The organism is Hominisplanchenecus faecis, from assembly GCF_020687205.1.
In the GTDB taxonomy this organism is placed as follows: domain Bacteria; phylum Bacillota; class Clostridia; order Lachnospirales; family Lachnospiraceae; genus Hominisplanchenecus; species Hominisplanchenecus faecis.
The window spans coordinates 63,529-89,115 of the sequence record NZ_JAJEQE010000001.1 but is presented as its reverse complement, the minus strand read 5'-3'; the positions used below and the strand labels follow the sequence as shown (position 1 = coordinate 89,115).

Here is a 25,587-nt window from a genome sequence, read left to right as displayed (position 1 = left end):
AAATGGCAGGCTACAAAAAGAATATGGCACAATATGAAAATCTAGAAGGCTGGGAAAAGTTAAGCCTAGGAATGCAACTTGATAAATGGGCAATACGATATGGAAACAGGATAGCGGTCACAGACAGCGAGGAGGAAATTACCTATTCGGAATTGAATCAGAAAGCAATCGGTACAGGCCAATATTTTATGGAGAAGGGGATTCAAAAAGGAGATAAAGTTCTGGTGCAGTTACCGAACCGGATTTCATTTGTCGTGGTTCTCTTTGCTCTTGCAAAGATTGGGGCAGTACCGATTATGATGTTGCCAGCCCACAGAGAAACAGAATTAGAAGGAATCATAGCGCTTGCAAAGCCGTCAGCATACATTGTAGCTGAAAGATACCTGGGTTTTTATTATGTGGAAATGGCAATGGCTATGCAGAAAAAATTCCCGTGCATACAAAATGTTTTTGTAGATGGAACGCAAAGGGGAGCATGGTATGAGGCGGAAACAGAGAGACAGGGAGTATTTCCGGAAGTAGACAGTTATAGCACGGCAGTATTGCTGTTGTCTGGCGGTACGACCGGTGTTCCCAAGCTGATTCCCCGAACCCATACAGACTATATGTACAATGCAAGAATGTCAGCAAAGCGCTGTCAGTTGGATGAAAGCAGTGTTTATCTTGCGGCGCTTCCGGTAGCGCATAATTTTCCACTTTGCTGTCCGGGGTTGTTGGGAACCTTTGATATAGGAGGAAAAGTTGTATTGGCGCCAACAACCAGTCCGGATGATATCCTGACGGCGATTACTGAGGAGAAAGTAACCATTACAGCCCTAGTTCCGGCCATGGTTACGGTGTGTATGGAAATGCTGGAATACGATGAGGACTATGATATTTCCAGCCTGAAGATTTTACAGGTGGGAGGAGCGATGCTTGAAGACTCCCTTGCAGATAAGATTATAGAAGAATGGCCGTGTACACTGATGCAGGTGTTTGGGACTGCGGAGGGGCTTCTATCTTTTACCAGCCCGGATGATGATGTGACCGTAATAGCAAGATGTCAGGGCACTCCGGTATCTCCTGCAGATGAAGTAAAAATCGTAGATGAAAACGATGAGGAAGTACCGACAGGAGTTTTTGGAGAATTGTTGTCGAGAGGGCCTTATACGATTGACGGATATTATATGGCGGAAGAAACCAATAGGACAAGTTTTACAGAAGATGGCTTCTACCGGACGGGGGACAAAGCCATGTGGACGGGAAAGGGGCACCTCCGCATGGGAGGAAGAATCAAAGAACAGATTAACAGGGCAGGAGAAAAGATCATGCCTGCGGAAATAGAAGCATATTTGTGTAAACACTCAGACATTAAGGAAGCCGCTGTTGTAGGCGTGCCGGATGAGACATTAGGAAACCGGATATGTGCGTTTATTTTGACGGAAAAAGGAAATGCGCTGGATGTACAGGCTGTACACCAGTTTTTGAAAGAAATTGGTGTTGCGTCTTATAAACTGCCGGATCAGGTAGAGATTATAGAAAAATGGCCGTTGACCAGTGTGGGAAAAGTAGATAAAAAAGTGTTAGTACAGATGGCACAGGAAAAACGAGGAGATTATAGAGATGGAATACAGTGAAGTAAAAGAACAGATCAAACAGAAATTGCCGGTACAGAAAGAATTTGGAGATTCTGAAAATCTTTTAGAGCTAGGACTTAGCTCTATCGTGATCATGAGGCTGGTCAACCAGTGGAGAAAACAGGGAGTAAAGGTTGCTTTTGGAACCCTGATGGAGCATCCAACCCTGAAAGAATGGTGGAAGATTATTCAGAAAGGTACGAAGAAAAAGGGAAAGAAAGCAAAAGCAGAAAAACGGGATATCATAATGGAAAGAGATATGCGGAAGCCATTTCCTTTAACAGATGTGCAGTACGCTTATTGGGTAGGAAGAGAGGATAACCAGGTATTAGGGGGAATTGGCTGCCATGCATATTTGGAATTTGATGGATATGGAGTTGTCCCTGAACGCCTTCAAGAAGCTTGGAGTCGGATACAGTATCATCATCCTATGTTGCGAGCTAGTTTTTCTGAAAATGGGATGCAAAAAATAGAGAGTAAACCATACTCTGAAAAGATAAAAATTAACGATTTTTCGTTATTAACAGAGACAGAAGCTGAACAAGAAGCACAGGCTGTAAGACGCCGTTTGTCACACCGGAAATTAAAGATAGAGGAAGGAGAAGTTGCGGGTCTAGAACTTACCTTGCTTCCAGGAAATAAGACAAGATTGCATATAGATTTGGACTTGTTAATTGCAGATGTGCAGAGTCTTCAAATATTATTGCGTGATTTGGCCATGGTTTACAGTGGAGTTGAATTACCGGAAGAATCCAAAGATTGGAATTTTGCTGCCTATTTAGAGCAACAAAATGTGGAAGATAGAGAAGAACGGAAAAAAGCGAAGGAGTACTGGTCTGCTCGTCTTAAAAATTTGCCTCAGGGACCAGATATGCCATTAGCGAAACGACCAGAAGAAGTAAAGAATCCGGTATTTCATAGAAGAGTCGTGAGGATTGGAAAAGAAGAATGGGATTGTTTACAGAGACGGGCAAAAGAGTATCAAACCACACCGGCAATGCTTTTGCTTACTGCATATTCTGCAATTTTAGAACGTTGGAGTAAAAATAAGAGTTTTTTGATTAACATACCATTTTTTAATAGGAAGACAGAATATAAGGGATTAGAGGATGTAATCGCAGATTTTACTACGCTACTACTTTTAGAAATTAATTGTGAGGGGAACCCTACTTTTCTTGAGCTTTTAGACAGGATACAGAAGCAATTACATGAAGATATGAAATATACCACTTATTCCGGCGTACAGGTTCAAAGAGATTTGACACAGATGTATGGGGACATTTCTGCTATTGCACCAATTGTATTTGCGTGTAATCTTGGAACTGAATTGGTAAATAGTACTTTTACGGAAAACTTTGGAAGCTTTTCGTACATGATTTCTCAGACACCACAGGTATGGAATGATTTCCAAAGTTATGAGGATGAAAATGGAGTACAGCTTACATGGGATACGATAGATGAACTTTTTCCAGAAGATATGATAGATGATATGCTGACAAGTTTTGAACAGCTCTTACATAATTTGAGGAAAGAAGATTGGAACCAAAGATTTGATGTACTACCAGAAAGACAGAAGAACTTTGTGAGAAAGGAATGTACAATACCAGCTGCTTCTGAACAGAAAGTATTATTTCAGGAATTTTTCGAAAATGTCGAACGTAGTCCAGAACGTATTGCAATAATAGATACTGGAAAAGAGTTAGAGATTTCCTACAGTAGATTAAAGGAAATGGCACAGAGAGTAGCAGCAGGAATTATTAAGCGGAATATAAAAGAAGAAAGTATAGCAATTACAATACCAAGAGGTTATGAACAGATTGTGGCTGTTCTTGCTGTTCTGATATCAGGAAATGTTTACGTGCCGGTTAGTTGCGAACAACCTTCTGAAAGACGGAAATTAATACATGAAAAAACAGATATTCATTATGTAATTACTACAGCAGAAAAAGAAAAGCAGATAGAATGGCCGGAGAATGTGGAGATTTGGTGTGTAGAAAAGCTGTTGGAAAATGAACTGTTGGAAAATTATCCGAAAATATATCCGGAAGATTCGGCCTATATTATTATGACTTCTGGATCTACGGGACAGCCCAAAGGGGTTGAAATGTCACATGCTAATGCTTGGAATACTATAGAGTATATAAATCGTAAATATTGTGTAGACCAGACAGACGCAATTTTAGCAGTTTCAGCTTTAGATTTTGATTTATCCGTATATGACCAATTTGGTTTATTAAGCGCAGGTGGGAAAATAATTTTAATTCCTGAATCAGAAAGTAAAAATCCCGATTATTGGTTAAAAATGATATTCGAATATCATATTACGCGTTGGAATTCAGTGCCGATTTTAGGAGAGATGTTATTTGAATGCTGGAAAGCTCAAAAAAAGGAAAAAATTCCTTTCCGTACGGCTTTTTATTCAGGTGATTGGACATTATTGTATATGGTTGATATGTTTTATGAGGCTGTAGAAGATGGGACATTGATTGTTTTAGGGGGAACGACAGAAACAGGCATTTGGTCAAATGAACAGATAGTGAAACTGCCACTTCCAGAAAACTGGAAAACTATTCCCTATGGAAGACCGTTAGAGAATCAGGCATATAGAGTAGTGGATGACTTCGGAAGAGATTGTCCGTTTTGGGTAGAAGGAGAATTATGGATTGGAGGTGAGGGAGTAGGAAAAGGTTATAGAGGGGATGAGGTATTAACAAAACAAAAGTATATTATGGATTGCTTTGGACGTTGGTATCGGACAGGTGATAATGGATGCTTCTGGAACGACGGAACAATAGAATATAGAGGAAGGCGGGATTTCCAGGTAAAGGTAAAAGGGCATAGGATTGAATTAGGAGAAATTGAAGCAATCTTAAATAAAATCGCTGGGGTTAAAAAAAGTATAGTGTGTGCAGTAGAACACAATAATCGAAAAAATATGTTGGTGGCAGTTGTTGTAAAAGAGAGCCCCAATATAAATGAGGAGTTCCTTATGCAAAATTTAAAAAGTAAGCTTCCTGTTTATATGCTCCCGACAAAAATAATATTTGAGGATAAACTTCCAGTTGGAAAAAATGCGAAACAAGATAGAAAGGAAGTAGTACGATGGATAAAAGCGCATGAGGATAGAAATATAGAAAATGAGGAGAAGCTTACACCATGCGAAACAAGGATGCTGAAGATATGGAAGCGGTTGCTTGGTAATGATAATATTACGAAAAAGGATAATTATTTTGTATGCGGTGGCGATTCCTTATTAGCGGTTAGAATGACTGCAGAAATAGAGGCAGAATTTGGTGTTAAAGTTAGTATTGGAATCATATTTGAAAATAATACAGTAGAATCCCTAGCAAAAAGAATTTCTAGTATAAAAGAGAAAAGAAAGCCTAATATAGAGGTAGTTCAGCACAACGAGCAGGAACGTTTTCAAGAATTTCTGACTACTGAAATGCAATATGCGTATTGGATAGGCCGGCAAAATGTATATGCATTAGGAAATGTGTCTTCTTATTGTTATTATGAAATAGTCAGCAAAAATCTTTCTATAGAACGATTAGAGAGGGCTTGGAATGAACTGATCATAGAGAACGATGCACTTAGATTGGTCTTTTCAAAAGATGGAAAGAGACAGAAGGTTTTGGAAAGCGTACCTTATTACAATTTAAAAGTATATAATACAGACCTGGATGGCAAAGAAACAGTTGAATCTATTAGGGACGATATGTCGCAACAAATAATGGAAGCATCTCAATGGCCTTTATTTGATATACGTGTTTCTATATGCCAGGATAAGAACATAGTACATGTCGGAATAGATAATTTGATTATGGACGCAAGAAGTGTTTTGTCAATTTTATATCAGTGGACACAGCGATATGTGGGAAATAATAAAAGCAAATTAGAATCCGTAAGTTTTAGAGACTATGTGTGTGCAATGAATGAGAGAAATATGTTGCTTAAAGACCAAGAATATTGGGAAAGCAGAATCAGCCACTTTCCGGCGTATCCGAAAATCCCGACTAAGAAAATGCCACAGGAAATTACTAAGCAAGTCTTTAAAAGGTATACAAAAGAAATGACAAAACATAAATGGGAGCTGCTGAAAAAGATCGGTGAAAAGCAAAACATTACAGCCTCAAATATACTTCTCACAGCATATGCACTTATGTTATGGGAAGAGAGTGGGAGTAATCATTTTGCTTTAAATATTACGATTGATAAAAGATGGAATTTGAGTAAGGAACTAAGACATACTATCGGAGACTTTACAGGAAACATACTGCTTGAAATAAAGATAGATGAGAAAAAGACTTTTATCGAATTGGCTCATGAAATACAGAATCAACTGATGAAAGATCTGGAACATTCTGATTTTAGCGGTATCAAATTCCAGAGGGAATTATCAAAATATGACGGAAAGAAATTCCGGTATGGTATTCCATTTGTGTATACCAGCACTCTAGGTATGGAAAATGAAAATGATAATCTTTTCGGAGAAATTTGTTACAATATTACACAAACGCCTCAAGTGTGGTTGGATTACCAAATCCAAGAGAGACAAGGTGCATTGTATTTAAATTGGGACTATTTGCAAGGATTACTTGATGAAACACAGATAGAAAATATGATATATAAGTATTCTAATCTTCTGGATTGGCTTATAGAAAATGGAGATTTTTTAATAAGTGAAGATAATAATTATCAGGAGGGAATTTTGTGATGCAAGAATTGATAGAAAAAATAAATGAAAGAAAAATAAAATTATGGATTGGTTTAGACGGAGAATTGCATTATAGAGCACCTAAAGGTGCATTATCGTCAGGACTGGCAGGAGAGATACGGCAAAATAAGGTCAAAATTGTAGAATTTTTAAAAAGAAAAGTGTGTGAACGCATAGTGGAGGTTGCGGAGAGAAATGATAAAATAAGAGTAGCAGAAGCTAAATGGGGAGAAGAAGGGCTTCTACTCCAGGTAGAACCAGAGCTGATACGACAGAATTATAAAATATATAATTTGGCTTTTTTGAATGAAAAAATGTCAGAAATTTGGAAAAGCGAAAATGCTGATATCGATGCTACTGTACTAAAGCAATGGATAGAAACGGCAGAAAGAGTAGCTCTTGGCGAAATGTGGAAGGTAATGCTGGAGCATGATTTTTTTGTAGCAGAGGGACAGCACTTCACGGTAGAAGAAATGGAGAGTAAGATAGGGGTTGCTGATAAATACAAACGCTTTTTTAGACGTTGGCTTAAAATTTTCGAAAACGAAAATTTTATCAAGGAAGAACAGGACGGTTTTTGTAGAACCTCTAAAAGTTGGAAAGTTGATGTGGCTGCGGAATGGGATTATTTATGGGGGGTGGAAAAACAACTAAATTATGGAGAAGGTTTTGTAAGGTATTTAGAAAAATGCAGTAAAAGCCTAACGCAATTATTTCGAAATGAAATTGCTCCATTAGAATTACTCTTTCCACATGGTGAAATGACGACGGCAGTTGATACATATCAGAAAACGTTGTCAAGTAAAATACTAAACCACATGGCTGAGTGTGCAGTTTTGGAAGCGTATTCTGAGAAGAAGGGTAAAGTTTTCCGGATTTTAGAAGTGGGGGCAGGGGTTGGTGGAACCAGTGATGGTATTATCGAAAGACTATCAGAGCAAAATGTAGAATATTATTATACAGACGTATCTACATATTTTTTGAATAAAGCGAAGGAACGGTATCGGGGAAAAAATTGGATTAAATATAAAATTTTTGATATTAATAAAGGTGGTATGGAAGAAAACAAGTTTGATCTAATTATCTGTGCCAATGTTCTGCATAATGCTAAAAACGGAATATCTGTGTTGCAACAGTTAAGGGGACTAATAAATGAAGAAGGGCTATTAGTTATTTTAGATGCAATAAAAGAACCTTATTATTTGTTGACATCTATTGAATTTAATGATGGACTGAGTGATTTTGATGATTTTAGGAATGAAGATGATAGTACCTTTTTTGAACGCAAGCAATGGGAGTATATGTTCGGACAGGTAGGGTTAGATATTGTTGCGGCGTATCCTGAAGAAGGAGAGGCTTTTTTCGGTCTGGGGCAGGGAATTTTTGTTTTGGGAGTCCAGAACCATCATATGGAGATAAATACAAAAGAATTGCGTGCGTATTTAAAGCAGCAACTAGAAGAATATGAGTTGCCAAATGAAATTAAAATAGTACCATTTTTAAATAATGGAAAATTAATGAATAAGCTTCCGAAAACAAAAGAGAAAACAGTAAGTGTTGAGCAACCAAAAACAGAACTTGAAATGCAACTAGAAGAAATATGGGGAGAAGTGTTAAATAAGGAAAGCATAGGACGCCATGAAAATTTTTTCGCAATAGGTGGTGATTCGTTATTATTATCTCAGATAATAGCAAAAATGTGGGATAGTCTTCCGGAGACGAAAGCTTGGAGTTGGGGCGACTTGATGAGAGAAATATTAGAAACACCTACAATTGCAGAGATGGCGGATAAAATTGAAACAAAAGAAAAGAGTCATGAGGCGATTACTACTCTCATTGAAGGGACATCTGAAAGCAGGATTGTTTATGTGATTTTTCATGCTGGAACAGGGTCTTTAGTACCCTATCTTGATATGATAAAAATTTTAAGGGAAAGGGAATTTAAGTATACGATACTGGGGATTCCTTGTATAGAACAGGATCAGTATTTGCAACTTCCAGTTGAACATCTATTTGTTGAATTAGGGAAAAAGTATGCTGAGTTGTTAATAAAATACAAGGATTATAAGTTATACTTTATTGGTCATTGTATTGGTGGACTGATTGCGATAGAGACAGCTAAGGAACTTTTAAAACAAGGTACAGAGGTTGATTTGGTTACTATGATTAGTACGAATATTTATGATGGAGATGATAAAAAGCGGGAGGAAAATTTTCAAATATTACAATCGAACTTGATATTAGAAAAGGTATTTGGGCGGCTTATAGGTGCAGATGTCCGTAAAAGTGGATTTACGATAACAGATACCAAGCTTATGGAGGCTATTCGTGTTATTTGTCAAAAAGGAAAGTTTGTAGAAGAAAAATTAGTTGAATTGACAGGGGAGTATCAAGAGGTTGCAAATATGTGTCAAAAATTGTTAGAAAGCTCTCACCAAGAGCGTTTGAGAAGTTTGTTTAGCGCCAGAGAAGGTAAAGTGAGACATGCCGAGAATAAAGAAGATAGAGAGGTACTTTTTGAAATCTTTAAGCATAATTTGTTGGCGGCTTTATATTATGAAGTGACGGATTATTGTGGAAATATAAAGCTTTTAAGGTGCTGTAATCAGACGGAAAATTTTTTTATAAATATGATTGATGGATTTTCAGAAGATGATATGGTGTGGAGAAAATCAAAAGTAAAGGATATAGTGACTGGGGAGGTACAAGGTGACCACATATCCTGTATGGAATTTCCATACATAAAAGAAAACATTAATCTGATAATTGAGGGAATATAAAACATGGAAAGATCACTAATAGGTATTTTAGGTGCTAGTGGTAAAGTGGGACAGTTAGTATGTGATTACTTGGTAAGGAATACAGGGTATATAGTGAAAGCAGGGTATAGGAAAACTATACCCTTCCTTTTTAACGGACGGCTCAGGTGGCAGTTCGTAGATATACAGGATAAACAAAAGTTATTTGAATTTTGCAGAGACTGTAAAATAATAATAAATTGTATAGGCTCTAGTAGAAACATAAATTTAAACCTGGCGTTTATGGCACATGAAGTAGGGGCAATATATATTGATACGTATGGAACAGGCAAATTAAAGAAAGAGCTTGTAAATAGAGATATAGTAAATTCAGGATGCTATATATTAGGAGCAGGGGTTTATCCTGGCCTAACAGGTATAGCAATGAACTATCTGGTAAAGAAATATCCGAGCATTAAGAAGTGGAAGGGCATGGCAGGAAGTTACGAGCCGATAGGCGCTGGAGCAGCAGAAGATTTGCTATATAGCTGTTTATATGGGTTTGGAATAGAAAATGCATATTGGAAACACGGTCAAATAAAAGTGCCTAAAAGAAAAGAGATAGAAGAAATATATATCCCACAACTTCAAAAAACGAAAAATATTGCACTGTTTTTGCCGGATGAAATTCTCCAGATTGCAAAAGAGAATGATTTAGAGACAATACGTTGGTATAATATATTGCCCAATAAAGAGCATATGGCTATTATGAAGAAGGCATATCAGAAGTTGCTACAGAGAAATGATATTGCTACAGAGATCCAAGAGTTTGAAGAAATCACAAGGAAAAGTACGGAGCATTGGAATATTATATCTTTTAATTCAGATGACGCAGAAGTCGGGCAGATATTAGTAAAATTAGAGATATCAAATACCTCTGCGTATAAAATGACAGGAATAGTAGCAGCGTTGCTAGCTATTAGGAGTGCTCAAACAAAAAGAAAAAGCGGAATTTGGAACGCATATGAGACTATTCAGATGCAATATGTATTTGAAAAATTGCAAGAAGAAGGTGTGTTCATAAAGGAAACGCAGGAAGTTTCTGCTGTTTACGAAGAAAGCGAAGAAACAGGTATACTGTGAAAGATAACTCGTGTACCAAAAATATAGTACTCGAAGTACTCGAACTGATGTAAAAGCCAGTTAGAGTACGGTCAAAAGAAAAAGCGTACTCTAACTATATGTTGTGGTGCATAAAGTTATCCTTTCTTCCTTGAATGCCCATGATTTGGGCGAATATAGCCTGTCAAGGGCAAAGCCGCTTAGCGGTGCGTAGCGCCCTTTACAGGGCATGTGAGGTCAAATACCCTACATCTAGGGAAGAAGGAACAGTTGGAGTACGGTGTACTCGAAGTAAAAGTGCCGTGTTTACTGGCTTTGCGGCTGGTATACACGAGATATCATAAGGAGGAGAACTATGTATGTATTAATACATGGAGGTTTTCATAATAATAAGTGTTGGCATGATGTGGAACAGATATTGAGGAAGAATGGAAAAAAGGTCACATCTGTTTTACTTCCAGGACATAATGAAACAGATATAGAACGGTTAAAAGACATCAACGTGACAACTTGTGTAGAAAGTATAATTAATCAAATAGGAGAAACTGATGAAAAATTAACATTAGTATTTCATTCCATGGCGGGAATTTTTATATATGATACATATAAGAAGATTGGAAAAGAACAAATAGAGAGTATCTATTGTGTTGCTTGTTGTATACCAGCTGCTGGAGAAACTATGTCAGATATTCTGAAGGGACCGTTACATTCATTCGCTTCATTTTGTGCAGGAAAAATTCAGGTGGTAAAAAGGTTCCCTAAAATTTTAGCATTAGCCATTTTTGGAAATGGGATGAATAAAAAGCAACGAGAAAAGTTGTATAGTAGCTTATGTGGAGAAAGTACAAATCTGCTTTTTGAAAGAATAAATGAGTGTAAACTAGAAACTTCAATAAAATGGATTTTGCCAACAAAAGATAGGGCTCTAAATCCAAAACAGCAAAGAGTATATATGAATAACATTGGAAATATAAAATCCATTATTAAACTTACGGCGCCACATGATGTTATGATTAGTCATCCAGAAGAAGTTGCAAAAATTTTATTGGAAAATTGAAAAATATACCAAGAGAGGAATGGTATCATGCAAAATGAAGATCGACAAGAAATTTCTGACACACTTAAACTGTTAATTCATAATAACACCAAATGTCAAGATATGTCAGGAAAAAAAATATATGGAAATATACAAAAGGTAGAAAAAAAGAATATTACAGGGATGACTTATCAGCTTTCAAATGAAACTGGACATGGGGAAATTACGGTTTATAGAGTGTTTACAGGAATAGAGCTTTACTATAACGATATGCACATGGAATATTGCAACCAAAACCAGGCCACCGTAAAAAATATGATAGAGATTAACCACTGTTTGATTGGACGTTTCGAGTGCAGTTTTGGTGAAAACAGTTGCTGTTATATGGCGGAAGGCGATCTATCCATCAGCTCAATGATGAAGAAAAAGTCAAATTCGTGTTTTCCGCTGAACCACTATCACGGCATTTCCATTATCATCAATTTGGATGAGTTGTTGCCGGAGGTGCGGCGAATCATGGAGTTACTAAATATTGATTTGCACTACATACAAAAGTATATATGTGAAGGTAACCGCTGCTGCATTATGCGGGCTAACCCGTCTATTGAACATATTTTTTCGGAACTCTATCATGTCCGGGAAAAGAGAAAACCGGGATACATGAAAATTAAAATGCTGGAACTGCTTCTGTTTTTAAGTGACCTCAATACAGCAGAAGAGGTTTTGCAGACGGATTATTTCAATCAAAATCAAGTTGCCTTGATTAAGGCAGTAGCATCATATATCACGGAGGATTTAACGACACACCACACGATTGAGCAGCTTTCTCAAAAATTTAGGATTTCTACAACTGCGCTGAAAAAATGCTTCCGGGGTGTCTATGGAACCTCTGTTTATTCCTATCTCCGTACCTACCGGCTTCAAGTCGCTCAAAAGCTGCTGCTGGAGACAGAGTTGTCAGTGACGGAGATTGCAAGCAAAATCGGATATGAAAATCCGAACAAATTCACTTCTGCCTTCAAGGGAATGTATGGCTGTTCTCCAACAGAGTTCAGAAAGAGTGTCCGTTTGGATAGAAGCGGTCTATATGGAGTGGCGAAGAAGTCTGAGCTATATTAAACTATCCTTTGTCAGATAAAAGCAGAAAGAACGCTTGAAGCTGGCCTATTTTTTGAATAGCCGGTTAGATAGTGCTAACTTTCTAAAAGACAAAGGAGGATTTCCAAATGGAAAATGAAAAATCGACAGGTAACAAATATACTGTCAAAGATGCGGCTATCATCGGTATCTTCTGCGCGGTTATGTTCGTGGTATTTATGGTTTACTCAACCCTGACCGGCGCTTCTCTGTTCTACTCCATGATTTTCAATGCCGCTGGCGCAGCACTTATCCTCGCGCCGTTTTATATTTACATGTGCATGAAAGTCGGCAAGCATGGCCCTGCCCTTGTTTACAATATCATGTGGGCGATTATCGCCGGACTGATGATGGGGCCGTTTATGATTCCGTGGTTTTTGGGCGGCGGCATCATTGCAGAACTTTCCATGTGCGGAAAGAATGCTTACCATGACATTAAGCGTGTGTCTATTTCGTGGGTAATCACGGCGTTGGTTCGTGCTGCACATGGTATGTCAGAAATCTGGTTTTTCAGAGATGCGTTCCTTGCCACTGGTGTCAGCGAGCAGCAGGTTCAGGTCCAGACCCAGTATTACACCGATCCGAAGTACGTCCTTTTGAGCCTGGCTGTTACCGCTATTCTAGCCGTCCTCGGCTGTATGATTAGCAACAAACTGATTGTGAAGCACTTCAGAAAGAGTGGCGCGATTAAATAAGCTATGAACATGAAATTTGATTTCCGAACCAAATTGCTTGTCATAGTTCTTACTATGTCGCTTGTGGCGGTGCTCACAAGCGACATTTTGATATACACGCTTTTGGGAGTTTTAAGTGTGTATCTGATTATTCAGGGCTTTGGCAGGCAGACTATAAAATATCTGATTGTCTGCGGTGTTTTTATTGTACTGAGGCTGATTTCAGGAGGACAAGGCATTACGATTCTTATGCCAGAAATGTTCTTGTTCATGGTACTTCGTATTTTAATGATGGTTATGGCGGCGCAGCCTGTGATTGGTATGTCGCCAGGAGAAGTAGTGGCCGTTTTCAAGAAAATACATGCTCCCGATGGAATTGCTTTACCCGTGACCTTTATGCTGCGCTTCTTTCCCACCGTCCGTAGCGAGTTCGCCGATGTTTTTGCCGCCCTTCGGCTGCGGAAACTACTGTCATGGAAACACCCTCTGGACGCGATGGAGTATATTGTTACACCTGTTATTTTCCGCTCATCCAGAATAGCAGAAGAACTTGCTGCTTCTGCTGAAAGCAGGGGAATATCCAATCCAGGGAAACATACCTGCCGCAGAAAGATAGAATTTCAAAAACGGGATTGGATCATGAGCGTGATTGCTGTTTGCGTAACAGCACTCTATTTTGTGCTGGAAAGGACGGTAGCGTAATGGAAAATTTCAAGACAAGACGATCCGTTATCCAGTTTGAAGATGTATCTTTTGAATATCCGGGAGCGGAAACAGAAAGCATCCATCATATTGACCTTGATGTAAAAGAAGGCGAGTTTCTTGTACTGACTGGCGGAAGTGGTTGTGGAAAGACAACACTAACACGGCTGATAAACGGATTGGCTGAACAATTTTACGAAGGGACGCTGAAAGGGCGCGTTACATTGCTGGGGCGTAGCATATCTGAATATCCTCTGTATGAAATTGGTAAAAAAGTAGGCTCGATTTTTCAAGATCCCAGGAGCCAGTTTTTTGCCAGTATTACAGAGGATGAAATTGCGTTCGGCTGTGAGAATTACGGCGTTCCTTATGAGGAATTGGATGGGCGAGTTTCAAATGCCATCAAACGCATTAACGGAGATATGCTGCGTGGGAAAGAGATTTATCCCATGTCCAGCGGTGAAAAGCAGAAAATAGCGGTGGCCTCCGTCAACGCTGTTGATCCGGAAATTTACGTGTTTGACGAACCATCAGCCAATCTGGATATGTATTCCGTTGAGGCGCTGAAAAATCTGATGCGTGAACTGAAAGAAGAAGGTCACACAATCATTGTCGCTGAACACAGGCTTTATTATCTTACTGGCCTTGCTGACCGCTTCCTCTACATGGAAAACGGGAGCATAAAAGCAGAGTGGACACCTGAAGAACTGCTTTCCATGCCAGAGGCAAAAAGAAAGGATATCGGAATACGGGCTGCGGATTTACGCCACATTGAAGTAGACATTCCTTCCAGGAAAGAAAAGGATGTGACTTTGGAGGTAAAGGGACTGGCTTTTTCCTACCGTAAACATCCGGTTTTCCATGACATATCTTTTCAGGCGTATGCCGGTGATCTGATTGCGATTATAGGACATAATGGAATAGGAAAAACCACTTTGTCAAACATCCTTTGCGGAATGCAAAAAGAAAAAGCAGGACAGATTTTATATAGCGGGAAAGATGTTTCTAAAGGCAGACGAAAAAACTTTGCCTATTTTGTTATGCAGAATACAGATTGCCAGTTATTTGGGGACAGTGTAGAGGAAGAATTACTCTTGAACGGAAAAGGTAGCACGCAGGAGCAGAGGGATGATCTGCTGAAAATGTATGGTCTGTTTGAGTGGAAAGAAAGGCACCCAGCTATCCTTTCCGGCGGGCAGAAGCAACGGCTCACTCTTGCTGTATCTGATTGGATAGATACACCCATTTTGATTTTAGATGAACCCACCAGCGGTCTTGATTACAAAAATATGGTGCGAATATCCGAGCATTTGAAGGCGCTGGCTCAAAAAGGAAAGACAATTTTAATCATTACCCATGACTATGAATTTGCCGCTATGACTTGTAATCGAGTTCTTCACTTCATTGATGAAGGTCATGCAGAAACATTTCCCTTGCAAGGAAGTCTGCCCCGGTTATATTCCTGTCTCATGTGTCAGTGAGTTATGTGTCTGATTGGATAGGCGCGCCCTGTATGGAGTGGCAAAAACAACTGAATGATTTTATAATAATAGGTGAGTTAGAAAATGCTAACCCACCTATTATTGCGAAAGGAGCCTTGCTTATGGATAAGCAAAAAAATGGAGAGCTGTCCAGAATGTTCAGTTACGCAGGGAATTACCATGTTCTGACCATTTTGGGCTGTGTCCTCTCCGGGATTAGTACCATTTTTTCTATGCTGCCTTTTGTTTGTATATGGCTTGTTATCCGTGATTTGATCCAGGCATTCGCTGCGGGGGATATATCTCGTGCAACGGAAAGTACTCGTTATGCGTGGATAGCAGTCGTGTTTGCAGCAGCAAGTATTTTAATTTATTTCATCGCTTTGAACTGTACCCACCTGGCGGCGTTTCGTACAGCGACCAATATGCGGAAAACAGCAATTCACCATATTGTGACACTGCCGTTGGGCTATTTCAGCCAAAATGCCAGTGGACAGCTGCGGAAAATCATTGATGATAATGCAGGACTTACAGAAGGGTTCCTGGCCCATCAGCTCCCGGATTTGACCGGTGCAGCCGTCATGCCGGTTGCGGTTATTGTTTTGATTTTCCTCTTTGACTGGCGGCTGGGAATTTGCTGTCTGATACCTATGGGGATCAGCGTCATCTTTTTGAAACAGATGATGGGTGGAGATAATGCACAGTTTATGGGCAAGTATATGACCGCATTGGAAACAATGAACAAAGAGGCCGTGGAATACATTCGCGGTATCCCTGTTGTAAAGGTGTTTCAGCAGACAATTTACTCCTTCAAAAATTTCCATGCAGCGATAGAAGAATATGAGAAATTTGCTTCCGGGTATGCTTTGAAATGTCGTATTCCTCTTACCGGATTTACAGTAACGCTGAACGGCACATTTGTTTTGCTCATTCCGGTGGTTATGTTTATTCTATCTGGGATCAGCGGACAGGCGGCTTATGAAAATGTTGTACTGGATTTCCTGTTTTATAGTCTGTTTACCCCGGTCTGTGCAACTATGATGAACCGTATCATGTTTGCCAGTGAGCAGCTTATGGCCGCAAAAAGCGCAGTCAGCCGAGTGGACGAAATTTTGCAGGAAAAGCCATTAAAGGAGCCGGAGCATCCTATGATTCCGGCAGACGCTTCGGTTGTGTTTTCGGATGTGTCTTTTTCCTATCCAGGTGCCAAAGAAAAAGCCTTAGACCATATCAGCTTTGTGGTTCCAGCAGGGAAAACGGTTGCGCTTGTTGGAGCTTCTGGCAGTGGTAAAAGTACGGCGGCAAGCCTCATCCCCCGATTTTATGATGTTCAGTCAGGTTCCGTTACGATTGGCGGCGTGGATGTCCGCAATATTGAAAAACGAGAACTGATGAAAAGAGTTGCTTTTGTGTTTCAGAATACCCGCCTGTTCAAAGATACCTTACTTAATAATATTAAGGCGGCCCGTCCAGACGCCACCAGGGAAGAAGTGATGAAAGCGGCCAATGAAGCACAGTGCAAAGATATTATTGACCGGCTCCCGGATGGACTTGATACGCTCGTTGGAACAGGAGGTACTTATCTTTCAGGCGGCGAAAACCAGAGGATTGCGTTGGCAAGGGCTATCTTAAAAGATGCTCCTATTATCGTGCTTGACGAAGCCACAGCATTTGCAGACGCCGAGAACGAACATCAGATACAGCTTGCCTTTGAGCGGTTGACCCAAAATAAAACTGTTCTGATGATAGCCCACCGGCTTTCTACAATACAGGATGCAGACCTCATTCTGGTCTTTAAGGATGGACAGATTGCAGAAAGGGGAACACACGAAGAACTATTAAACTTAAATGGAATTTATTCCTCCATGTGGAAGGATTACCAGACATCAATTGCATGGAAGGTCGGAAAGGAGGGCGAACAGCATGATTAAAGCATTGAAGAACAAGTATGCGTTAAGCAATCAGGGTGCAAAAGACCTGCTGAAAGGAATTATTTATTCCGTACTGGCAAATATCAGTCTTATGTTTCCGGTTATTCTGCTGGCAATCGTCCTTAATCAACTTCTTGCGCCCATTTTGGGAACAACTGCACCGGAGATTAGCGCCGTCGTTTACACGGTGATTGGAATAGTGATTTTAGCCGTAGTTTTTATATTCCACTATTGCCAGTACACTGCAACATATCTCGGAACCTATGACGAAAGCGCACGGCGGCGTATTGGCCTTGCGGAAAAATTGCGTACCCTTCCGCTGACCTTTTTCCATCAGCGCGATCTTGCTGATCTGACAAGTACAATTATGGGGGACTGTGCAAATTTTGAACACGCATTTTCCCATACAGTTCCGCAATTCTTTGGAGCTGTTATCTCAACAGGCATTGTTTGTATTGGCTTGTTGATCTTTAACTGGCAAATGGGTCTGGCCCTTCTTTGGGTAGCTCCGATTTCCTTTGCAATCGTAATCCTGTCCCGGAAATGCCAGGAAAAACTTAGCAAAAAGCACATGAACGCTAGATTAGAACTGGCCGAAGGCATTCAGGAATGTTTGGAAACCGTACAGGATATAAAAGCTTGCAATCAGGAGGAAGATTATCTCCGCAAACTGGATGCGAAGATGGATGCTGCGGAAAAGGCACAGATTTCCTCTGAAATGACGACAGCAAGCCTGCTGACAACTGGACAGATGTTCCTGCGGCTTGGTTTGGCAACGGTAATTGTTGTGGGTAACAGTCTTGTGGTAAATGGAGATACATCCCTGTTTACCTATATCCTGTTTTTGATTGCTGCATCCCGCCTGTATGATCCGCTTTCCGGGGCAATGGCAAATATGGCAGAGCTGTTTTCCGTACAACTTCAAGTGGATCGCTTGAAAGAAATTGAAGAATACCCAGAAGAGACCGGCGAGATTGAGATTCACACAAACGGATACGATATTACTTTCGACCATGTCCGGTTTTCTTATGAAAAAGACAAGCCAGTGCTGCGGGATGTTTCATTTACCGCAAAGCAGGGACAAGTCACAGCATTAGTCGGCCCATCCGGCGGCGGCAAAAGTACCGTTGCAAAGCTGGCAGCAAAATTCTATCCGCTGGATGGAGGAAGAATACTTTTAGGCGGAACCGATATTGCCCCACTCAATTCAACCATGCTGATGAAAAATTTCTCTATCGTTTTTCAAGATGTTGTACTTTTTAACAACACCATCATGGAGAATATTCGTGTTGGCAAAAAAGACGCTACGGACGAGGAAGTGATTGCTGCAGCTAAAGCGGCTCAGTGTGATGAATTTATTTCAAAATTGCCGGACGGCTATCAGACGGTGATTGGAGAAAACGGTTCAACATTATCTGGCGGTGAGTGCCAGCGCCTTTCTATCGCCCGCGCCCTTTTGAAAGATGCTCCTGTTATTCTCCTGGATGAAGCTACTGCCTCTCTTGACGTAGACAATGAAACAGAAATTCAAAATGCAATTTCAAAGCTGGTCAAGGGAAAGACGGTTCTTATTATCGCTCATAGAATGAGAACGGTTGAAGCTGCTGATAACATCGTTGTACTGTCGGATGGCATTGTAGTCGAAAATGGAACCCATGAGGAACTTATGAAGGAAAACGGGCTATATCACAGGCTGGTCGATTTGCAGACGGCTTCTGCAAATTGGAAGTTAAGCGTTTAGCTTGCAATAAGGAGGTACTGATGAAACTTCATGCGTCTGGAGAGGACTATCTGGAAACCATCCTTGTTCTCCAAAAGAAACTCGGTATGGTGCGCTCCGTAGATGTGGCTCGGCACATGGGAGTGTCGAAGCCGAGTGTATGTGTGGCGGTCAATACCCTAAAAGATGGCGGCTTTATCACAATGGACGAAGATCACTTTAGCCATCTGTCCAATGTGGGCCGCAAGGTTGCCGAAAAAATCTACGAGCGCCATTGCTTCTTTACTGAGTAGCTTATCGCCGCAGGCGTTGACCCTGAAATTGCGGAGGCGGACGCCTGCCGGATGGAGCATGTAATTAGTTCAGAGAGTTTTGAAAAAATGAAAGCAGCAGTTAAAAAATGAGTATATTATGGACAGATTCTTTAATTGAAAAGAGAGGATACAGAAAATTGCGAAAAGTTCTTTTAGAATTATACCGAAATTAAAGAAATTTTGCGCTGAAAGGACACAAATAAAATTTATAATATATGTTTGGTTATGTGACAGATTGTGTAAGAACTGCAATCTAAAAGATTTTGAAAATGGGATATAGAGCAAAAGAAACCAGCAGTAATAAGATGAGTCTTTGCACTGCTGGTTTTACTCTAAATTCTCACTGGGATTATGCTGAAGTGTTAGAAGTTGTTCCGCCAGATAATCCAGTGTGTTTAATAGGATCTTTCGATTTTCAGGGATACAGGCTTGGAATTTCCCTATGAACCGCTGGATCTCCTCGTCCGCATCAGATATTTCCGGGTTAAACAAAGTGTTGGCAGAAATACCAAGACGTTTGATTAATGGATAGAGGATCTCGTAGGAAGGATTTATTTTTCCTTTTTCAATCATCTGGATTGTTTTAATCGCCACATGGGATTGATCTGCGAGATCTTGTTGTGTAAGATTACAATCGTTTCTTGCCTGGCGAATACAGTTTCCCAGATAACTCAGTTTATCTTTCGGCATAATCATTCACATCACATATATTCTATCTTGCCGATTAAGGTTTTTACATAACCTTATCTTGCATATTTAATAGGCAATATTATGCTGATATAAAATGAATTTATAGCCCTGGTGAAAGGTCAATTAAAAAAAAACGGCTTTTCACGGCAGGGCTTATTTGTGTTTCCCATCTGTGTTCTGCCGTCAGGAGAAACATGGATGGTTTTGTTTTGAAAAAAAGAAAAAGGCTTAGCCTAGATGATCAGTTAAAAAAATTTTATCTGCGGGTGGACTACCGTACACTCTTCAAAGAGCATTATCATACCTATTTCACTGGCATAAAATCCCATATGAAATAAAGCTAAAAAGTAGCGTCAGGAAGCTCAAAAAACTCCCTGGCGTTATTTTTTGTCGAAATTTGTGGAACTTTCTCCATAAACCACGGAACCGTGGGCCACCAGTCATCGGAAAAAGATTCTGATGAAAGGTTTTGGAGAAGTTGGAGAAAAGTTTTTTTAAATACTTTCCCGCTTTTTCGATTTTTTATCAGTTTACCTCCTGTCCTCGCTGTGAAAGGGAGGATCAGACGTCTTTTACTACGGCTTTAAGCAGAGGGGAGGTGATCCCCTTTGAAACTGAACCGTCAGGAAAAAGAAATCGTGCGGAGAAAATTTTGTGCTTACTGCATTAAAGTTCTGCGTGGTGAGGCACTGAATTATCTTGATGAATTGGAGCGGCAGAGAAAGCGGGAAGTAAATTTTTCTGAAATTCTTCAGAAAGATCTGGAGACGCTGTACTGTTGCGATGATTATGATATGGCAGAGAATTTTACAGTGATGGGAAGGCAGGTTCCAGTCCGTGATGAATGGATATGTAAAGCATTGAAGAAACTTCCTATAAAAAAACGGGAAATTATTCTGATGCTTTATTTTCTGGATATGACGGAAAAAGAAATTGCTGCCTGCCTAAAATTAGTGCAGAGTACCGTACATTATCACAAAGATGATTCTTTAAGGCTTATGAGAAAATTGATGGAGTGAATCTACATATGAGATCTAAGAAGCATAGAGAACCGCCGGAGTTTGAAACCATCCAGGCGGCTATAGAGGGTGACGCCGAAGCAATCAATCAGGTGCTTTCCTATTTTCAGCCATTTATCAACAGTGAGTGTAAGAGAGAATACAAGGATGAATTTGGGAGAGTTCATTATGTGGCTGATGAATATATGAAAAGGCGGATGGAGACAAAGCTGATTACAAAAATTCTGGATTTTAAGATCCGGCTATAACCACAGGACAGAAATATTCCCTTTCTATTTCTGATTCTGAACGCACTGTACATTGAAAACTGAATATTTTATCCTGCAGGACGAAAGGAAACAGTAGAGCCGGGCAGCAGATACGCCAGGATGATTCAATCTCAATTTTCGCTTTGCGACATTATGGCGTAAAGTTCATGTTTATAGACAGATACGGAATTTGAAGATGGATAGGAGCGAAGAAATATCATGCTGCGGGCAGAGTGTGGGAACTTTGTGGCGAAGACACTGTTTCTCATAATGATACTTCCGGGGAGGCTGCTCCGGTCTGAAAAGATGGTGAGATACCAATGAGGCTGTTCCCCGACAGCCGCCTGCAGGATTTTTTGCAGTGGCGAAAGGGGAGAATGAAATGGATATAAAAAAATTACTGCGATATACAATGCAGTTGGCTATGTTAAAACAGCTTTTAACAAAGAAATTGATTGATGAAAATGAGTATTCGTTGATACAGAAAAGACTGATGAAAGATTATGGCATTGTTTCCAATATTACCGCTTGACGAATCTTTTGTGCTGATCTATAATAAAATCAACACTATGATAGGAATACAAAAATAAAGGAGCGGAAAATGGAAATAGAGTTGATTAAGGCAAATGAATTTTCTGAAGGCTCTGCCAGAAAACGTGTCGAGCGATTAAGAGTTGCCGCTTATTGCCGTGTAAGTACGGACGATGAAGATCAAATAAAAAGTTATAATTCTATGGTGAGATACTATACGGATCTCATTCAAAATAACAAAGAGTGGATTTTTGCAGGTGTTTATGCCGATAAAGCCATTACAGGAACTAAAACGGATAAGAGAGATGAATTTCAACGGCTGATTCAGGATTGTATGGATGGGAAGATTGATCTAATCATCGCAAAAAGTATCCCACGATTTGCTAGAAATACGCTGGATACTTTAAAATATGTCCGTATGTTGAAAGAGAGAAATATCGCAGTCTACTTTGAAGTAGAAAAAATCAATACCTTAAAAGACGGCGAATTTCTTATGACGATCCTAAGTTCTGTGGCGCAGCAGGAGGTTGAAAATACTTCTGCTTATGTGAAAAAAGGATTAAAGATGAAAATGAAACGAGGAGAACTTGTTGGTTTTCAGGGCTGCATGGGATATGATTATGATGTAGCAACAAAATCCATTTCCATTAATGAGGAAGGCGCAAAAGTTGTCCGCTATATATTTGAACGGTATGTAGCGGGAGCAGGAAGCACTATGATCGCCAGAGAACTAAATGAACAGGGGATAATGACAATTAAAGGAAATCCCTGGGTGTCATCCAGTGTTATGGGAATTATAAACAACGAGAAGTATAAAGGTGACATTTTATTAGGAAAGACATTTACGGTTGATCCGATCTCGAAAAGGCGGTTGGAGAATTTGGGTGAAGAAGATCGGTATTATATACATGATCATCACGAACCGATTATTTCAGAAGAAATGTTCGCCAGAGCGCAGGAAATCAGAAGCCGTAGAAACGGAAACCGTAAGCATGGTGTTACACCGGGAAAAAGAGAAAAATTCAGCCGACAGTATGCTTTTAGCTGTTTGCTGGAATGTGGATTCTGTGGAGCTAATCTTTCACGCAGACGTTGGCACAGCAATTCAAAGTATAAGAAAACGATATGGCAGTGTGTGAAAGCTACGAAAGATGGTAAGCGTTTCTGTCCGGATAGTAAAGGAATCCCTGAGCAGGTGATCGAGGAAGCTTTTGTTGAGTCATATCGGATGCTTTGCAGAGACAATAAGGACGTATTGGAAGAATTTTTGAAGCGTACCGAAAAGGCTCTTGGAGAAAATTCCGTAGAAGATCAGTTAAACAAGCTGCAAAAAAAGATTGATAATCTTTCATACAAGAGAAAGAAGTTGTTGGATAATTATTTGAGCGGCATTGTTGAGCAGGATATTTATGAAGAAACAGACGTAAGTCTCAAAACAGATTTAAGTAATGCAAAGGCTAAGTTGGAGTATTTTCAACAGCAGGCGGATGAAGAAAGTTCGCTGCAAAAAAGGATTGCAGACTTTAAGAAAGCACTGTCTCATAATGAGGTACTGGAAGAATTTGACAGAGGCATATTCGAGAGTATAATTGAAAAGGTAATTGTTGGCGGTTACGATGAAAACGGAGAAAAAGATCCCTATAAAATAACTTTCATATATAAAACAGGATTTAAGAATGAAATTGGAAACGCAAAGGAACGTTTCGACAAGTCTAAGAGCGTAGGGGACAAAGCTAAAGAATTGTGTTCCCATATCGTAAACGAGGTAAAAGATGTGTGTTCCTATGTTAGTGACAACACATGTGGAGACGGTAGTACTGCTTTCCCACAAAAAGCCAGACGGACATATCAACGTAAAAGTTGAGTTTGGCAAGGGTGAGGGAAAAGTTCCACTTGATAATATTGCTAAAAGAGCGGAAAGCTATAAGCCCAAAGAACGAGTGACCTACAAAATGATAAAGGAGTACATAGAAGCTAAATACGGCTTCAAAGTACATACCGCATATATCGCAGAGGTAAAGAGAGATTTAGGCTTGCCAATGTACGATGCTCCTAATGCGGTAGAAGAATTGAAACAACCGAGGAAGCATCCGACGGCGGAGAAAGTGGAAGCGATAAAGGATGCGTTGAAATACTTTAAAATAGTTTAATAAAATTAGGTGGCTAATATTTTAACACTGGAAGTTTTCAAAGAGAGGAAGCTATATGAGAGATTTGGTTCAATTTGATGTACTTATTTCTTGTCCATCGGATATAGTAAATACCATAAAAGACATAGTATACAATTTTAATACAAATTATGGATTTAAAATAGGAGTTTCAATAAGGATTCTTTATTGGAAAGATAGTTCATATCCTGAATATGGTGATACACCGCAAGATATTATTAATCGTCAAATAGTAGATAATGCAGATGCTGTTATTGCGGTTTTTGGTAATGTTTTTGGAACAGCAACATCAAGATATGGTTCGGGAACGGAAGAAGAAATAGAAAAAATGATATCTTCTGGTAAACAAATTTTTTTATATTTTCAAAATAAAAGCACGGAAACAAATAATTTAATATTGGAAGAAGTACAGAAGGTACGAGATTTTAAGAAAAAATATGGGAAAAAGGGATTATATACAGAATTTAAGAGTAAACCCCAATTTAAACAGTTGCTTCTTGAGCATTTAATATCATACTTTACTAATAATCCTTTAGTAGATGCTAGAGATAAAGGGTGGCCTCATATTGTTACGAAATATGAAATACAATTTTGTTATACGGATTCTTCGGAAATATTGGTAAAAAAGATATTAACGATACGTTCTTTGATTAATGATTATTCTTGTATGATAGACCGTTTTGGTTGGAAAGGGAAGTCTGTAATTAAAAATATAGAAAATGCAATTTTGCTTAAGTCTTTTCAAGAAAATTTGACATATACGGCATGCATTTTACAATTTGACCACCCATTAAGTAGAGGCGAGGAGTATACAATTGAAATAGAATATTCTTTAGATAATAGTGAAAATATCGACCCTAGATATGTTAGCTGTGCTGTTAATATTCCAATAGAATTAATTGTTTTTAAAATTGAAACAAATCTGTCACAGAAGATAGCTAAAGCAGTCTTACAAAATTTTTCCGCGACGGCCTCGCGAATACCTATGGAAAATAAGGTGCTGAATTGTGATGGTCCAATAGATGTTACAATACAACGACCTATTCAGGGAAATAGATATGTGCTTTCTTGGGAATTTAATATATAATGTGATTTTCTTATATTATAATTATATTAAAATATTGTAAATTTATATTTTGTGGGAAAAAGGATGCACGAGCAGTATTAGTATTGTATAAATATTGCCCATATTTCCGCAATTTTGTGGGGATATGTTCTGATTTGGTACTCATGTTGAAACCGTCGCGCTTCTCTCGAAAAAAGCTTGATTTTACGCGGGTTTTCGGGCTTTTTGCTCGAATATGAACCTGTGCTTTTAGCGAAAAATAATGTAAATTGAAGATTTCCCAACAAGGGGTGGACTAAAATCCGCGGACAGGGCTTGTGCGCCGAGAATTTATCGGGCTAAAGCGTGTCCGCGGATTTTATACTTTTTTCGTTAAGGAGGACTAATTTTCGTTGAAACTATTCCTGGATAGGACTATAATGTAGTTTAGGAAAAGTGTACGATTCTGCTGATAAGGAGGAGAAGATGGAGTACTTATCAACAACAGAGATAGCAGAAAAATGGGGGCTTTCACGGAGACGTGTTTCTGTATATTGCAAAGAGGGTAGAATACCGGGAGCAATACAAAAAGCTAACATGTGGCTTGTTCCAGCAGATGCGGAAAAACCAATTGATCCGAGGAAGGCACGAAAGATGAATAAATCAACAGACACTACAGTCGAATAATATAGAATACA

Annotated in this window: 18 protein-coding genes and 2 pseudogenes; 19 read left to right on the top strand and 1 reads right to left on the bottom strand. The window is 39.4% G+C overall.

The genetic code is table 11. The annotated features are described in order from the left end of the window. The first annotated feature begins 2 nt into the window (after window positions 1-2). From LKD42_RS00440 to LKD42_RS00385, 12 genes and pseudogenes are all read left to right on the top strand, one after another. The gene (locus LKD42_RS00440; RefSeq protein WP_144094958.1) at window positions 3-1,616 is read left to right on the top strand and encodes a (2,3-dihydroxybenzoyl)adenylate synthase; all 1,614 of its coding nucleotides are present in this window, start codon (window positions 3-5) and stop codon (window positions 1,614-1,616) included. Further along, window positions 1,603-6,333: a non-ribosomal peptide synthetase gene (locus tag LKD42_RS00435; RefSeq protein WP_144094960.1), complete on the top strand. Its 4,731-nt coding sequence runs from the start codon at window positions 1,603-1,605 to the stop codon at window positions 6,331-6,333. Before LKD42_RS00440 ends, LKD42_RS00435 begins: the two co-directional genes overlap by 14 nt. Continuing rightward, complete coding sequence (locus LKD42_RS00430) at window positions 6,333-9,113, top strand: methyltransferase (protein WP_144094962.1); 2,781 nt, start codon at window positions 6,333-6,335, stop codon at window positions 9,111-9,113. The genes LKD42_RS00435 and LKD42_RS00430 overlap by 1 nt, the downstream gene beginning before the upstream one ends. A 3-nt stretch (window positions 9,114-9,116) precedes the next feature. After that, window positions 9,117-10,214, top strand: coding sequence for a saccharopine dehydrogenase NADP-binding domain-containing protein (locus LKD42_RS00425; protein ID WP_144094964.1), 1,098 nt, complete (start codon window positions 9,117-9,119; stop codon window positions 10,212-10,214). A gap of 334 nt (window positions 10,215-10,548) precedes the next feature. Next, window positions 10,549-11,250: an alpha/beta fold hydrolase gene (locus LKD42_RS00420; protein ID WP_144094966.1), complete on the top strand. Its 702-nt coding sequence runs from the start codon at window positions 10,549-10,551 to the stop codon at window positions 11,248-11,250. Window positions 11,251-11,277: 27 nt separating this feature from the next. Continuing rightward, the gene (locus LKD42_RS00415) at window positions 11,278-12,348 is read left to right on the top strand and encodes a helix-turn-helix domain-containing protein (protein ID WP_144094968.1); all 1,071 of its coding nucleotides are present in this window, start codon (window positions 11,278-11,280) and stop codon (window positions 12,346-12,348) included. Window positions 12,349-12,455: 107 nt separating this feature from the next. Beyond that, on the top strand, window positions 12,456-13,061 hold the full coding sequence (locus LKD42_RS00410; protein WP_144094970.1) for an MptD family putative ECF transporter S component: 606 nt from the start codon (window positions 12,456-12,458) through the stop codon (window positions 13,059-13,061). Window positions 13,062-13,064: 3 nt separating this feature from the next. Beyond that, window positions 13,065-13,742 carry an energy-coupling factor transporter transmembrane component T family protein gene (locus LKD42_RS00405; RefSeq protein WP_173681659.1) on the top strand — a complete coding sequence of 226 codons (678 nt, stop codon included), beginning with the start codon at window positions 13,065-13,067 and terminating at the stop codon, window positions 13,740-13,742. After that, window positions 13,742-15,223 carry an ABC transporter ATP-binding protein gene (locus LKD42_RS00400; protein ID WP_144094995.1) on the top strand — a complete coding sequence of 494 codons (1,482 nt, stop codon included), beginning with the start codon at window positions 13,742-13,744 and terminating at the stop codon, window positions 15,221-15,223. The genes LKD42_RS00405 and LKD42_RS00400 overlap by 1 nt, the downstream gene beginning before the upstream one ends. Before the next feature lie 122 nt (window positions 15,224-15,345). Continuing rightward, window positions 15,346-17,154: an ABC transporter ATP-binding protein gene (locus LKD42_RS00395; protein ID WP_144094974.1), complete on the top strand. Its 1,809-nt coding sequence runs from the start codon at window positions 15,346-15,348 to the stop codon at window positions 17,152-17,154. Beyond that, window positions 17,147-18,895: an ABC transporter ATP-binding protein gene (locus tag LKD42_RS00390; protein ID WP_144094976.1), complete on the top strand. Its 1,749-nt coding sequence runs from the start codon at window positions 17,147-17,149 to the stop codon at window positions 18,893-18,895. Before LKD42_RS00395 ends, LKD42_RS00390 begins: the two co-directional genes overlap by 8 nt. Before the next feature lie 20 nt (window positions 18,896-18,915). After that, window positions 18,916-19,278: pseudogene (locus LKD42_RS00385) on the top strand (metal-dependent transcriptional regulator). 237 nt (window positions 19,279-19,515) lie between these two features. Here LKD42_RS00385 and LKD42_RS00380 read toward each other — a convergent pair. Next, window positions 19,516-19,884 (bottom strand): helix-turn-helix transcriptional regulator, encoded by a 369-nt coding sequence (locus LKD42_RS00380; RefSeq protein ID WP_306777804.1) that lies wholly within the window; start codon window positions 19,882-19,884, stop codon window positions 19,516-19,518. A gap of 602 nt (window positions 19,885-20,486) precedes the next feature. On the opposite strand from LKD42_RS00380, the gene LKD42_RS00375 reads away from it, so the two are divergent. From LKD42_RS00375 to LKD42_RS00345, 7 genes and pseudogenes are all read left to right on the top strand, one after another. Further along, window positions 20,487-20,897 (top strand): RNA polymerase sigma factor, encoded by a 411-nt coding sequence (locus LKD42_RS00375; RefSeq protein ID WP_144094982.1) that lies wholly within the window; start codon window positions 20,487-20,489, stop codon window positions 20,895-20,897. Window positions 20,898-20,905: 8 nt separating this feature from the next. Next, window positions 20,906-21,145 carry a helix-turn-helix domain-containing protein gene (locus LKD42_RS00370; protein ID WP_144094984.1) on the top strand — a complete coding sequence of 80 codons (240 nt, stop codon included), beginning with the start codon at window positions 20,906-20,908 and terminating at the stop codon, window positions 21,143-21,145. A gap of 382 nt (window positions 21,146-21,527) precedes the next feature. Continuing rightward, the gene (locus tag LKD42_RS00365) at window positions 21,528-21,677 is read left to right on the top strand and encodes an SHOCT domain-containing protein (protein WP_144094987.1); all 150 of its coding nucleotides are present in this window, start codon (window positions 21,528-21,530) and stop codon (window positions 21,675-21,677) included. A gap of 69 nt (window positions 21,678-21,746) precedes the next feature. Beyond that, window positions 21,747-23,540 (top strand): recombinase family protein, encoded by a 1,794-nt coding sequence (locus LKD42_RS00360; RefSeq protein ID WP_248834503.1) that lies wholly within the window; start codon window positions 21,747-21,749, stop codon window positions 23,538-23,540. Next, window positions 23,470-23,826: pseudogene (locus LKD42_RS00355) on the top strand (23S rRNA (uracil-5-)-methyltransferase RumA); the annotation flags it as partial. The gene LKD42_RS00360 and the pseudogene LKD42_RS00355, both read left to right, overlap by 71 nt. 55 nt (window positions 23,827-23,881) lie before the next feature. Continuing rightward, complete coding sequence (locus LKD42_RS00350; protein WP_248834501.1) at window positions 23,882-24,931, top strand: DUF4062 domain-containing protein; 1,050 nt, start codon at window positions 23,882-23,884, stop codon at window positions 24,929-24,931. A gap of 444 nt (window positions 24,932-25,375) precedes the next feature. Continuing rightward, entirely contained in the window at window positions 25,376-25,576 is a 201-nt protein-coding gene (locus LKD42_RS00345) for a helix-turn-helix domain-containing protein (protein WP_118169943.1), read from the top strand. The last annotated feature ends 11 nt before the right edge of the window (window positions 25,577-25,587 follow it).

What these genes read in the sequence shown, in the direction of transcription:
- LKD42_RS00425 (WP_144094964.1), top strand. Translation starts at nt 9,117, where the DNA reads ATGGAAAGATCACTAATAGGTATTTTAGGTGCTAGTGGTAAAGTGGGA.
- LKD42_RS00405 (WP_173681659.1), top strand. Translation starts at nt 13,065, where the DNA reads ATGAACATGAAATTTGATTTCCGAACCAAATTGCTTGTCATAGTTCTT.
- LKD42_RS00420 (WP_144094966.1), top strand. Translation starts at nt 10,549, where the DNA reads ATGTATGTATTAATACATGGAGGTTTTCATAATAATAAGTGTTGGCAT.
- LKD42_RS00360 (WP_248834503.1), top strand. Translation starts at nt 21,747, where the DNA reads ATGGAAATAGAGTTGATTAAGGCAAATGAATTTTCTGAAGGCTCTGCC.
- LKD42_RS00350 (WP_248834501.1), top strand. Translation starts at nt 23,882, where the DNA reads ATGAGAGATTTGGTTCAATTTGATGTACTTATTTCTTGTCCATCGGAT.
- LKD42_RS00440 (WP_144094958.1), top strand. Translation starts at nt 3, where the DNA reads ATGGCAGGCTACAAAAAGAATATGGCACAATATGAAAATCTAGAAGGC.
- LKD42_RS00400 (WP_144094995.1), top strand. Translation starts at nt 13,742, where the DNA reads ATGGAAAATTTCAAGACAAGACGATCCGTTATCCAGTTTGAAGATGTA.
- LKD42_RS00370 (WP_144094984.1), top strand. Translation starts at nt 20,906, where the DNA reads ATGAGATCTAAGAAGCATAGAGAACCGCCGGAGTTTGAAACCATCCAG.
- LKD42_RS00435 (WP_144094960.1), top strand. Translation starts at nt 1,603, where the DNA reads ATGGAATACAGTGAAGTAAAAGAACAGATCAAACAGAAATTGCCGGTA.
- LKD42_RS00410 (WP_144094970.1), top strand. Translation starts at nt 12,456, where the DNA reads ATGGAAAATGAAAAATCGACAGGTAACAAATATACTGTCAAAGATGCG.
- LKD42_RS00345 (WP_118169943.1), top strand. Translation starts at nt 25,376, where the DNA reads ATGGAGTACTTATCAACAACAGAGATAGCAGAAAAATGGGGGCTTTCA.
- LKD42_RS00390 (WP_144094976.1), top strand. Translation starts at nt 17,147, where the DNA reads ATGATTAAAGCATTGAAGAACAAGTATGCGTTAAGCAATCAGGGTGCA.
- LKD42_RS00365 (WP_144094987.1), top strand. Translation starts at nt 21,528, where the DNA reads ATGGATATAAAAAAATTACTGCGATATACAATGCAGTTGGCTATGTTA.
- LKD42_RS00430 (WP_144094962.1), top strand. Translation starts at nt 6,333, where the DNA reads ATGCAAGAATTGATAGAAAAAATAAATGAAAGAAAAATAAAATTATGG.
- LKD42_RS00395 (WP_144094974.1), top strand. Translation starts at nt 15,346, where the DNA reads ATGGATAAGCAAAAAAATGGAGAGCTGTCCAGAATGTTCAGTTACGCA.
- LKD42_RS00415 (WP_144094968.1), top strand. Translation starts at nt 11,278, where the DNA reads ATGCAAAATGAAGATCGACAAGAAATTTCTGACACACTTAAACTGTTA.
- LKD42_RS00380 (WP_306777804.1), bottom strand. Translation starts at nt 19,884, where the DNA reads ATGATTATGCCGAAAGATAAACTGAGTTATCTGGGAAACTGTATTCGC.